The 12,080-nt window shown below is 67.0% G+C and carries 8 protein-coding genes; 7 read left to right on the top strand and 1 reads right to left on the bottom strand.

The window, feature by feature from the left end; all coding sequences use genetic code 11:
• Positions 1-11: 11 nt before the first annotated feature.
• From F8568_RS31495 to F8568_RS31525, 7 genes are all read left to right on the top strand, one after another.
• On the top strand, positions 12-1,286 hold the full coding sequence (locus tag F8568_RS31495; protein WP_202125586.1) for an amidohydrolase family protein: 1,275 nt from the start codon (positions 12-14) through the stop codon (positions 1,284-1,286).
• Complete coding sequence (locus tag F8568_RS31500; protein ID WP_151597331.1) at positions 1,286-2,302, top strand: aldo/keto reductase; 1,017 nt, start codon at positions 1,286-1,288, stop codon at positions 2,300-2,302. The genes F8568_RS31495 and F8568_RS31500 overlap by 1 nt, the downstream gene beginning before the upstream one ends.
• Before the next feature lie 16 nt (positions 2,303-2,318).
• The gene (locus tag F8568_RS31505) at positions 2,319-3,392 is read left to right on the top strand and encodes a thiolase family protein (RefSeq protein ID WP_151597332.1); all 1,074 of its coding nucleotides are present in this window, start codon (positions 2,319-2,321) and stop codon (positions 3,390-3,392) included.
• A 72-nt stretch (positions 3,393-3,464) separates the two neighbouring features.
• Positions 3,465-4,709, top strand: a complete 1,245-nt coding sequence (locus F8568_RS50700) for a cytochrome P450 (protein WP_160573821.1) — start codon at positions 3,465-3,467, stop codon at positions 4,707-4,709.
• Positions 4,710-4,767: 58 nt separating this feature from the next.
• Complete coding sequence (locus F8568_RS31515; protein WP_151597334.1) at positions 4,768-8,334, top strand: indolepyruvate ferredoxin oxidoreductase family protein; 3,567 nt, start codon at positions 4,768-4,770, stop codon at positions 8,332-8,334.
• Positions 8,335-8,566: 232 nt separating this feature from the next.
• On the top strand, positions 8,567-9,442 hold the full coding sequence (locus tag F8568_RS31520) for an IclR family transcriptional regulator (protein WP_160573822.1): 876 nt from the start codon (positions 8,567-8,569) through the stop codon (positions 9,440-9,442).
• A 538-nt stretch (positions 9,443-9,980) separates the two neighbouring features.
• Complete coding sequence (locus tag F8568_RS31525; protein ID WP_160573823.1) at positions 9,981-10,925, top strand: alpha/beta hydrolase; 945 nt, start codon at positions 9,981-9,983, stop codon at positions 10,923-10,925.
• A gap of 194 nt (positions 10,926-11,119) precedes the next feature.
• Here the strand turns inward: F8568_RS31525 and F8568_RS31530 are convergent, their stop codons facing one another.
• Positions 11,120-11,971: an alpha/beta fold hydrolase gene (locus F8568_RS31530; protein ID WP_160573824.1), complete on the bottom strand. Its 852-nt coding sequence runs from the start codon at positions 11,969-11,971 to the stop codon at positions 11,120-11,122.
• Positions 11,972-12,080: the final 109 nt, after the last annotated feature.

The raw sequence follows: 12,080 nt of genomic DNA on the forward strand, positions 1-12,080 counted from the left end.
GAGGAGTAGAAGTGACTGACACAGCGGATATGCAGATCGATGACATGTTGGTGCTCGCCCGCAAGAACCACGCGGCGCAGGTGCCGCCGGTTCGCAAGGACCCGGCTCCGCGGGACCGGCGCTTCACGATCATCTCGGTGGACGACCACCTGATGGAGCCGCCCGACACCTTCGACGGCAGGCTGCCCGCGCGGTTCGCCGACCGCACACCGCACGTCGTCGAGGGCGAACACGGCCGCGAGTTCTGGAACTTCGACGGTGAGCTGGTGCCCGTCAGTGGTGCCGATGCCCTGGTGAGCTGGGAGCTGATCTCGGAGTCGTTCAACGGCCCGGTCCGTTTCGACGAGGTCCGCCGCGGGATGTGGGACGTGCACGCGCGTGTCGCGGACATGGACCTCGCGGGCGTGGCCGCCTCGCTGAGCTTCCCGTCGATGATCTACGGGTTCGCCGGCCAGCGGTTCATGCGGATGGCCGACCGGGAACTCGGGTTCGCCTCGATGCAGGCGTACAACGACTGGATCGCCGAGGGCTGGGTCGGCCCGTACCCGGACCGGATGATTCCCTGCCAGGTCACCTGGCTGCCCGATCCCGAGAAGGCCGCCGCCGAGATCCGGCGTAACGCCGAACGCGGATTCAAGGCCGTGGCGTTCAGCGAGAACCCGGCCAAGCTGGGCCTGCCCTCGATCTACTCGGAGGAGTGGGATCCGTTCCTCAAGGCCTGCGAGGAAACCGAGACGGTAATCAACCTCCACATCGGCTCGTCCTCCTCGACGATGAAACCGACCCCCGACTCGCCGATCGAGGTCGTCGGCAAGCTCTTCACGGTGAACGCGATGGCGGCGGTTCTCGACTGGATCTACGCGAAGGTGCCGGTGCGCTACCCGAACATCAAGATCGCGATGTCGGAGGCGGGTATCGGCTGGCTGCCGTGGATGATCGACCGCATCGACTACCAGCATCAGCGCACCACTCCCGACCGTGGCACGTGGGGTGGCTATGAGCTGACACCGAGTGAAGTGCTACAGCGGAACTTCTGGTTCACGTCGTTCTACGACCCCAAGGGCTTCGCCATGCTCGACCTCGTCGACCAGACGAAGATCCTGGTGGAAACGGACTACCCGCACGCCGACTCGACCTGGCCCGACTGCCAGGCCGCGCTGGACCACCAGCTGGCCGCGCTCACCCCGGAACAGGTCGAGCTGGTGACCCACAAGAACGCGACGGCGCTCTACCGCCATCCGGTTCCGGCCGGCTGGACCTTGAACACACCGGGGAGCACCGTCTGATGGAAAGCCGGCAGCTGGGGCGAACGGGGTTGCGCGTGTCGCGGCTGTGCCTGGGCACCTCCACCTTCGGCGCCCAATGCGATCGCGCGGCGTCCGAGCGGATTCTCGATCACGCCCTCGACCGCGGCATCTCGTTCATCGACACCGCGGACATCTACCCGCTCACGGACGACATGGTCGCCTCGACCGGCAAGACCGAGGAGATCATCGGAGGGTGGCTCGGCAAGCATCGCGGCGACGTGATCCTCGCGACGAAGTGCCACGGAAGGACCGGGCCCAACGAATGGGACGCCGGTTTGTCGCGCAAACACGTCCTGGACGCGGTGGAGGGGTCGCTGCGCAGGCTGCGCACCGACTATGTCGACCTCCTGCAGATCCACGGCTGGGACGACCGGACCCCGCTGGACGAGACACTGGTGACGCTGGACGGGTTGGTCAAGAGCGGCAAGGTCCGCTACATCGGGTGCTCGACCAGCCTGGCCTACCGGCTCGCTCGTGCGGTCGGGCGTTCGGCAGCGCTGGGGGTCGAGGCATTCTCGAGCGTACAGGCGCGCTACAGCCTGCTCGCGCGGTACGCCGAGGCCGAGCTGTTCCCGTGTGCAGCCGAGGACGGCGTGGCGGTCCTGCCGTTCAACGTCCTCGCGGGCGGACTGTTGACCGGCAAGCACAAGCGGGACGCGCCGGCCGAGGGCACCCGTTTCACACTCGGCCAGTTCGGGCCGGACATCTACCGCAAACGCTACTGGCACGAGGCCGAGCTCGACGCGATCGACGAGTTGCGCGGACTCGTCGACGAGGTGGGCAGGTCGATGACCGAACTGGCGACCGGATGGGCCCTGGCCCAGCCCGCCGTGGTCTCCGCCGTCGTCGGGGCCAGCCGGCCCGAACAACTCGACGCGCCGGTCGCGGCGGCCGAGAAGGGGCTGGACGACGACGTCCTGGCGCGTCTCGATCAGTTGACGAGCAGGTTCGTTTCGGTCGGTGGCAAGCCTCGTGCGGGCTCGGACGAGAGCTGACCAAAGGCAGACCGAAATGAACAAAGCACTGATTCTGGACGCGGTTCGGTCGCCCCTGGGTAAGGCCGGACCTGGCGGTATGTTCAGCGATGTCTCTGCCGCCGACCTGCTGGGCCAGACGGTGCGCGCTCTGCTGTCCGAGGCAGCGGTCGAGCCGCGCGAAGTCGATGCCCTGTTCGTGGCCTGCCCACGGCAGCCCGACGCGATCGTCCGCACTGCCGCGGACAACGCCGGGATTGCTGAGCACGCGCGGATCGTGACGGTACCCGGTGGGAATGCCGCTGGACAGGAAGTGGTCAATCAGGCGGCACAGGCGATCGCATCCGGCGCGGCCGACCTCGTCGTGGCGGCCGGTGTCGAATCGACGACCAGTCCGCGCGGCAGCGGCCCCGAGACGGAGGCGGCCACCGGCCGGACCGGGACACGCACGCGGTCCACTGCGGCCGCGGCGGCGTCGATCGCCGAGAAATGGGGCTTGTCCGGAGCCGATCTCGACGCGTTCGCGGTCCGTTCCCGGGCACGCGCGGCGGCCTGCAGTCCCGGCGACTTCCTGGAGGAGATCGCCCATATCGCGATCGCGAACCCGGCTGCGCAACCGCTCGTGGTCCGAACCGACGAGACGCTCGACGGGAATGCCGTGAACGGCCATGAGGCCGCGTCGGCCGACGGTGCCGCCGCGGTGCTCCTCGTGAGCGAGCGCGCCGTACGGTTGGGAATGCGACCAAGGGCCGCGATCCGCGCGTTTTGCCACACGGCGGGCGATCCGGACGAGCCGATGTTGTCCGGCGCGATCGCGGCGACCGAGATGGTGCTCCGGCTCAGTGGACTGCGGGTCGGGCAGTTCGATCACTACGAGGTTCTGGAGGAGTTCGCCGCGGTGCCCCTGGCCTGGCAGGCCGAGTTCGGCGTCGACTCCCGCATGTTGAATCCTCGAGGCGGCGCTCTGGCGCTCGGTCACCCGGTGGGCGCATCCGGTTGCCGCATGATGGCGACGATGCTCAACGCCCTCGAGGCGACCGGCGGTCGCCTCGGCCTGCAAATGACCGCCGAACCCGGTGGCGCGACCGTCATGACGGTCGTCGAACGGTGAATGTGCGGCAGATCCGTCTCGCGTCGGGATGGCGTTCACAGCGGCCGCCCGCCGCACAATAGGAGGTTTGAGGTGCAAGAGGCAGAGCGCGACGTCGCGGTCGAAGACGAAGCGGAGTGGTTCCTGACGCCGGGGGACCCACGGCGCGGGGTGGCGCGGGAGGACCCGTATCCGCTCTACGCCCGGCTCCGCGAGCAGCGGCCGGTGCTGGAGTGCTCGCAGAAGCGCTGGCTGGTCACCCGGTACGCCGACGTGCTCGGCGTACTGCGCGGAAACTCGTGGAGTCGCGACGAGCTGGCCGCGGAGGGCGTCGCGCTCGACGCGGCGACGCTACCGCCGAGCCGTCGCCTGAGCGCGTTCAGCCTGCTTCGACGGGACCCACCGGATCACACGCGGCTCCGCCGGGTGGTCGCGCCCTTCTTCACCGCGCGCGGCGTCGCTCGCTGGCGGGCCCGGGTCGACGAGCTGACCCGCGATCTGTTGGAGGCCGTGCGCGACAAGGACTCGTTCGACTTCTACGCCGAAGTCTCGCGGCGCCTGCCGGTCATGGTGATCTGTGAACTTCTCGGCGTGCCGGCAGACGACATGGACGAGTTCGCGCGCTGGGCGGCGACGACCCTGTCCGTGCTCGAGCCGGGTGATGACCCGGCGGCGGTCCAGGCAGCCAGGGAGGCGGCCGCGACGTCCTGCCTGGAGTTCTTCAATGCGCTGGCCGACGAACGCGTGCGCAGCACTCGCCGTCCCGATGACCTCATTTCCCACATGATCGGCGTCGACGAGGACAGGCTGTCACGTGACGAGCTGGTCTCCACGGCGGTCATGCTGCACATCGCGGGGCACGAGACCACGGCGAACCTTGTGTCGAACGGGCTGTTGACCTTGCTCCGCCACGAGGACCAGTTCGAGCTGTTGCGTTCGGATCCGTCGTTGGTCCCCAACGCGGTCGAGGAAATGCTTCGCTTCGACTCACCGGCCCGCAACGCACTGACACGTATCGCCGTCGAGCCCGTCGAGGTCGGCGGGGTGACGATTCCGCGGGGTGACACCGTGTACGCCGTCCTCGGCTCCGCCAACCGTGACGGGGCCACTTTCACCGACCCGGACACGTTCGATGTGTCCCGGACGAACAATCCGCATCTCGCTTTCGGCAGCGGAATACATTACTGCCTGGGTGCGAACTTGGCTCGAATCGAAGCACAGGCGGTGTTCACGCGTCTGATCACCGACTATCCGCGGTTGCGGCTGGTCGCGGAGCCGCGTTGGCGAGATTCCTTTGTGCTGCGGGCGCTCGAAGGCCTCGAAGTCGCCTGGGAATGACGCCATCGAAATATGCAGCCGGCCACGGCCGCTGCCGCAAACCACGAGAGGTCATCCGATGAGCACACTCGACACCACTGCGAAGGACTTCGACTTGCACAGCAAGTACGAGGACGCGGCAGGACGTATTTACCTGACGGGATTGCAGGCCCTGGTGCGGGTGATCGCCGACCGGATCCGCACGGATCACCGAGCGGGCTTGCGCACCCGTGGTTTCATTTCCGGGTATCCGGGGTCCCCCTTGGGAGCGTTCGACCTGGAACTGCACCGGCAGGCCGAACTGCTCGGCGGGCTCGGTGTGGTGCATCAGCCCGGGCTGAACGAGGAGCTGGGTGTCACAGCGGTCATGGGCAGCCAGACCGCTATGCGGTTCGGCAAGCTGCAATGTGACGGTGTCGCGGGCTTCTGGTACGGGAAGTCGCCCGGAGTGGACCGGGCAGCAGACGCGATCCGGCATGCGAACTACTTCGGTGCGACCCGCACCGGTGGCGTCCTCGCGTTCGTCGGTGACGATCCCACCTGCAAATCCTCCAGTTTGCCCAACAACTCGGAGGGACAGCTCGCGGAACTCCAGCTGCCCACCCTGCATCCGGGTTCGATCCAAGAGGTGCTGGACTTCGGCTTGCACGGCATCGCCCTGTCCCGCGTCAGCGGACTGTGGACCGGTTTCAAGGTCACCAACTCCATCGCCGACGGCTCCGGCACCGCGGTGGTGGACCCCGAGCGGCTCACGTGTCTGGAGCCGATCGGGGTCGACGGACGCCCGCTGGGCAAAGATGAGCCGTCGACGTTGTCGCCACTGCAAATCTTGCAGGTCGAACGTGAGATCTATGAGGTGCGGCTGCCGGCCGCACTGGAGTACGCACGGCTCAACGGGCTGAACCAGATCACCGGCGCACGCCGGGAGGCATGGCTGGGGATCATCGCACCCGGCCATCTGCACTATGACGTCGTCGAGGCGCTGCGTCAGCTCGGACTCGGGGAGGACGAGATAAAGCGGCGCGGCATCCGCTTGTTGCGGCTGGGCATGGTCTTTCCCGTCGACGAGGAGGTGATCAAGGAGTTCGCTCGTGGTCTCGACGAGATCGTCGTCGTCGAGGAAAAGGGCGCACGGCTGGAGTACGCGGTCCGCAATGCGCTGTACGGAAGCGCGGATGCCCCGAAGGTATTGGGGAAGCAGGATATGCGGGGCCGGCCTTTCCTGCCCGCGCACGGCGGCCTCGACCCGGACGTCATGACCGACCCGTTGCTGTCCCGGTTGCGTACCCGCATCGACGAGAGCGCGCTGCGGGTGCGGCCGCACGACCCGGTGCGCATCAACCTGCCACTGATACCGCGCACGCCGTATTTCTGTTCGGGATGCCCGCACAACTCCAGCCTACGCGTGCCCGACGGCAGCCTTGTGGGCGCCGGAATCGGGTGCCACTCGATGGTCGCTTTCATGTCACCCACGTTCGCCGGTGAGATCACGGGCGTCACACAAATGGGAGGCGAGGGCGCCCAGTGGATCGGTGCGGCCCCGTTCGTCGACACGGGGCACTTCTTCCAGAATCTCGGCGACGGTACCTTTTTCCACTCGGGCGAGATGGCGATCCGGGCCTCGGTCGCCGCCGGCACCACGGTCACCTACAAGATCCTGTACAACCGTGCGGTCGCGATGACCGGCGGGCAGGACGCCAACGGCGGGCTCGAGGTGCCCCAGCTCGCCGAGATGATGAACGTGATCGGTGTGAAGAAGACCGTCATCACCACCGAGGACATGAGCCGCTACAAAGGGGTCCGGCTTCCGAGGGGTGTGCGGGTGCTCCCGCGCGAGCGCATCGTCGAAGCGCAGGAGGAACTGCGCGACACTCCTGGCGTCACCGTGCTGATTCACGACCAGCAGTGCGCGGCCGAAGCACGCAGGCTGCGTAAACGCGGACGGCAACCCGAGCCGGCCCGGCGGGTCGTCATCAACGAGCGCGTGTGCGAAGGCTGCGGCGACTGTGGCGCCAAGTCGAACTGCCTGTCCGTGCGGCCCATCGAAACCGAGTTCGGCGCCAAGACCACGATCGACCAGTCGTCCTGCAACAAGGACTACTCCTGTCTCAACGGGGACTGCCCGTCCTTCGTCGCCGTGGAGCCGGCCGGGTGGCTCGGACAGAAGCTGCACCAAAGGCGTGCCGGCACGTCAGCCGGCCGCGCGGCGGGAGTGTCGGCGCCGGACATCGAGGCGACCGAGCTACCCGAGCCGGTGAGCAGGGTCGATCCCGCAGACTTCCGGGTGCGGATGCCCGGTATCGGCGGCACCGGTGTCGTGACCGTCGCCCAGATCCTCGGCACGGCCGCACTGCTGGACGGCCGCTACGTCACCGGTATGGACCAGACCGGTCTGGCTCAGAAGGGTGGGGCCGTGGTCTCGGACCTGCGGATCACCGATCGCCCGACGAACGCCAGCCCCAAGCTGCCCGCCGGGGCGGTGGATCTCTATCTCGCGTTCGACCTGGTCGTCGCCATGGCACCGGCCAACCTCGCCGGTCTCGCCACCGACCGCACGGCCGTCGTGGCGTCGACAACGTCCACCCCGACGGGCCGCATGATCGGCACCGATGCGCACCAGCCGGAACTGCGGGAATTCCTCGCCGAGTTTGAGCAACGCAGCAAAGCCGACCTGAACGTGTACCTCGACCTGGCCGAGCTCGCCGAGGGCCTGTTCGGGCGGACTACGTCGGCGAACCTGCTCGGGCTGGGCGTCGCCTACCAGCAGGGCCTGCTCCCGGTCAGCGCGGAGGCCCTCGAACGCGCCATCGAGCTCAACGGGGTCGCCGTGCGCATGAACCTGCAGGCATTCCGCTGGGGTCGGTGCTATGTCGCCGACCGGGAACGGGTGGAACAGGCGCTGGCCGCGGGAGGAGTGGCGCCGGCGCCGAGCACGCAGCCCGCCGGAGGTTCGTCGCTGGACGGGCTCGCGGAGTCCGGTCTCGGTGGCGAAGTCGGGCGGCTGGTCGCGGTGCGCGCACCCGACCTGGCGGGATATCAGAACGCGGGCTACGCCAAGCAGTACCTGGACCTGGTACGTCGCGTCGCCGCCGCGGAGGAGCGGGTGCTGCCGGGCTCGACCGAGCTTGCCGAGGCCGCCGCGCGCGGACTTCACAAGTTCATGGCGTACAAGGACGAGTACGAGGTCGCGCGGCTCCACTTGGAACAGGCGGCCCGTGAGAAGATCAAGTCGGTCTCGGAAGGAAAACCGGTCCGGGTGTCGTGGTATCTGCATCCGCCGGTGCTGCGCGCGCTGGGCATGCAGCGCAAGATCAAGCTCGGCCCGTGGTTCACCCCCGTCTTCCGAGGCCTGCGCGGTATGCGCGGCGTGCGCGGTACCCGGCTCGACGTGTTCGGATACGCCGGCCTTCGGCGGACCGAACGTGAACTGGTCGAGAACTACCGCACTCTCCTCGAGCAGCTGAGCACCGACCTCGCCGTCGAAAACCACAGTGTGGCGGTAAAGATCGCGATGCTGCCGGAGATGGTGAAGGGATACGAGGACATCAAGATGCGCAGTATCGAGGCTTACCGCGCGCATCGTGACAAGCTGCTCGGAGAATTCAACGCCCACACCCCCGGCCGCTCCGCACCGGGCGCCGGGTGAGAACTACGGACGTCTGCCCGATTGCGATGTCGACCCGGCTGTTTGGTTTCCACTCGAAGAGTCCGCGGTGCCTAGCGTGTTATGTATGACATCAGATATATTATGCTATATAATAGCTACTGGAGGCTGCAAGCTCGATGCTGCCTCAGGTGCCTGCGAAGCCGGCTGCGTTTGGTGCCTCGCGGGCCGAGAGTCGCACAGGGCTGTGCTGGACGGATCGGAGTACGCGACGATGTCGCAGGTCTATGTGGCGCCGGCGGTGGATCTTGCGTCCCGCGTCCTGAAGCTGTTGTCGGGCCACCGCACGTCGGCGGCGACACTATCCATGATCAGCGCCGAGCTGGACGCTCCGAAGACCAGTTGTCTGCGAGTCCTGCGCACGCTCCAGGCGCACGACCTGGTCTGTTACGACCCAGAGTCGCGGCGGTACTCGCTCGGCTCCTACGCTGTGGTGCTGGGGGCGCGGGCGGCGGAGAACTCCGCCTTCCTCAGGGCTCTACGACCTGTCATCCGGGAAGCCGCGATCCGGACCGGATGGTCTTCGGCGGTCGTTCAGCGCAGCAGCGACGACCTGATGATGATGTACGTCGCGAAGTGCGAGAGTCCCCGGCTCCCTCGGGTGCCGATCTCCATCGGGAGCCGGTTCCCCATCGCCACGACCAGCTACGGTAAATGGCTGCTTGCGTACTCGACGGAGAGTGAACGTGAACGCCTTCTGGCCGATCGTGTGCCGAGCATGACCGTGGGGACCGTCCTGGATCCGGTCATCCACCAGGCGCAGCTGGAGCGGATCCGCGAGGAGGGCGTCCTGGTCAGTCGTGAAGAATACGTCCGGGGTGTCACCGCGGTCTCGTGTCCGATCCTGGATGTCGACCAGACCCTGATCGGTGTGCTGGCCGTGCTGGCGCCGATCCGCCGATCCGATCGCGACCGGATCGAGCCTCTCGTGTCGGTCATGCGCGACATCTCGCGGGCCCGCCGACTCAACTGCATGACGATTGGAAGCAACGGCCACCACGCACGCCAGATTTCCCCACGGGTGCCCGGCAGGTTGGCGGCAGTGGCGGCACCTGACGTCACGGAGGTGTACGACCGTGGGATTTGCTGACGTACCCCGAGCCGGTAGGCCGTCGCATGATCTGCGTGATGCGCGATTTCGCTTTCCTGGCACCGGTTCGCCGCTGCCGGAACAATTTCACCGCATCTGAGGTGCGCAGTGGGGCTACGGTCGATAGCCCGGTGTGGGCGCGGACTCTCCGAGATCGCGCGCAGCGGAGCGGGCGGGATCACGCTGTTTCCGGCTGCGGGAACGGCCGAGTGCGAGTTTCGATTTCACCCTGGTGGCCTGCTTCTCCCGGTGTGCGCCGGACGGCGTGACGTCCGAGGAAAACTATTCCGACGAAGCGTTGTGCGCGAGGCAAGCATTTCGTATTGTCATCGTGCCGGTCGCGCATCGAGCATGCATGGCCGGCCGCTTCACTCAGCCTACTCGGCCTGCCGTCACGCCGGTGTCAGCAGTCAGTTGATGCCGCGCTGGCGCGGTTGACGGGTTGGTGCCTTCTAGATGGGAGTCGATGATGGTCGAATCGACCACAGCCACAGGTCAATCTCCGCGAACGGGTACGGTTGCCGACTCCGGGGCTTCGATGGCGTCCGAGGAGGTGGTTTTCCCCGTTGAGCTATCGCAGACGGGGAAACAGCGAATCGCGGGGACTGTTTTCGCACCACCGGTTTTGAGTGGAAACGTCGTCGCACTCGTCGCGGTGCCGGGAGGAACCTACGACCGGTCGTATTGGGATCTGCACGTGCCGGGGCTCGCGGGGTACAGCTTTGTCGAGGCTGCCGTCGCGCGTGGCTGTGTAATCCTGGCGCTGGACAATCTCGGGACGGGTGCGAGTTCGCGTCCGGAGGACGCGGACAAGGTGACGGCGGCCGAGATGGCTGAGGCCGTTGCGCATGTCGCGAAAGCGTTCGCGGCTGGTCTGGGCACTGGTGCGTTCGCCGGCCTGGCGCCGCAGCCGGATGTGCGCATGCGGGGGGTCGGTCATTCGCTGGGTGGCTTGATCCTGACGACGGCGCAGGCGAATCACCGGCCCTTCGAGCGGATCGCGGTGTTGGGAACCTCGTTCGTTGAGCAGGTTGTCGGCGGTTCCTACTCAGAGGACGGCCAGAGCAGCCCGTCCAGCGAAGAGCAAATTCGTTTGACACAGCAGATGGCCGGTGCGAGTTGGGAGAGCGGTTATCTGGAGATGCCGCGCGAGATGCTGCGGCCGTTCTTCCATGCCGAGGATGTTCCCGATGAGGTGTTGCGCGCGGAGGAGGCCGGGGTCACGGTGCTGCCACGCCACGCCGCTATCGATATGTATCGGCCCGGGCTGCTCGCGCCGGTGGCTCGCAAGGTCGAGGTTCCGGTCTTTCTCGCCTATAGTGACGCCGACGTCTCGGCCAACCCGGCGGCCGAGGTCGCCGAGTTCGCCGGCTCGCGCGATGTCACCCTCTTCAGGCTCCCGGGCTCGGCACACTGCCACAACGCCGCGACGACCCGCGAGGTGCTGTGGGACCGCCTTCTGCTTTGGGTGGCAATTCCCTAGCCCGGTGACCCAGCCAGCGACGGGCGATGCGCGGCGAGACGAAGTCGGATTTGCTGCGCGTGGCGCGCCAGTCGGGGGCGGCCGAGTGGAGCCCGCCCGGCGCGCCGCGCACGCAGCCACCCAGTCGGTACAGCCAGAGTGGTCGCTGTCGCGACCGGCGTGAGTCGGCGCCGTCCAGGCTTGGAGGTGCCCCGTCAGATGTGCTCGAGCCAGTCCACGACCATCCCGGCGATCCGTTCGCTTCCGTTCTCGATGATGTACATGTGGCCGTGTTCGGAGGACAGGTCCCAGTCGCGGCCGAGGAAGACGGGGGAGATGCCCATTGCCGCGGCAGCCTCCAAAGAACGGTGAGGTGTGGAGATCAGGTCCTGCTCGGCCAGCAGCAGCAGTGTGGGAACCGTCTGCCATACGGTGCTTCGCTGACGGTCGACTTTCAGCACATCGGTCACCCCGATGGCGGCGTCACGCATGTCGGGTCCGTAGGCGACCACACTCTCCAGGTAAATGTCGAAGTGGCTCACCGGGAATTTCGCCGAGTTGGCGAATCTGGCGCGCACGATCTCAGGGGTGAGCCGCACGAGTTGCGTGGGGTCCGCCGCGGGCGCGTCGGCGTTGACCGATTCGCACGCTGCCGGCGCCAGCAACACGGCTGCGGTGACCAGGTCGGGCACGCGCTCGGTCACCTTCCTCGTCAGCGCGCCGCCCAGACTGTGACCCACCACCACGGCCGGCCCGATGAGCGCCAAAAGTTCCACCAGGGAGTCGATGATGTCCGCGGTCTTTCGGCCGAGCGCGTCGTCGGGTTGGCCGATATCGAAGAAGTCGACCAGGTAGGTGTCCCACCCGGCGCCATGGAAGATCGGCGCGAACCCTTTCCGCCCGTCCGGTGTCGTTGTCCAGCACTCACTCGTGTGCGCGCCGCCGTGCACGAATAGCACCCTGCCCAAAGACTTCTCCGCCGGCTGGATCGGGAATCTGCGGCACCGCACCAACGCCGACGACTTCCCGAGAACACTGTCCGCCGCATAACCGACCTGCGAGGTCACCGTACTCCTTTCCCGAGCTGTGAATAGAACTCCGTCAGCGCGTGATGGAAAAGGCTGACTCGGACTCCTCGGCGGGCTCTCGCTTCGCCTGGATCGTTCGAAGAGGCGG

Origin of the sequence: Actinomadura physcomitrii (assembly GCF_008923205.2) — a bacterium.
Lineage (GTDB): Bacteria > Actinomycetota > Actinomycetes > Streptosporangiales > Streptosporangiaceae > Spirillospora > Spirillospora physcomitrii.

Bases quoted from the DNA above. Each gene is read 5' to 3' on its own strand.
- F8568_RS31525 (WP_160573823.1), top strand. From the start codon at position 9,981: ATGGCGTCCGAGGAGGTGGTTTTCCCCGTTGAGCTATCGCAGACGGGG.
- F8568_RS31500 (WP_151597331.1), top strand. From the start codon at position 1,286: ATGGAAAGCCGGCAGCTGGGGCGAACGGGGTTGCGCGTGTCGCGGCTG.
- F8568_RS31520 (WP_160573822.1), top strand. From the start codon at position 8,567: ATGTCGCAGGTCTATGTGGCGCCGGCGGTGGATCTTGCGTCCCGCGTC.
- F8568_RS31515 (WP_151597334.1), top strand. From the start codon at position 4,768: ATGAGCACACTCGACACCACTGCGAAGGACTTCGACTTGCACAGCAAG.
- F8568_RS31505 (WP_151597332.1), top strand. From the start codon at position 2,319: ATGAACAAAGCACTGATTCTGGACGCGGTTCGGTCGCCCCTGGGTAAG.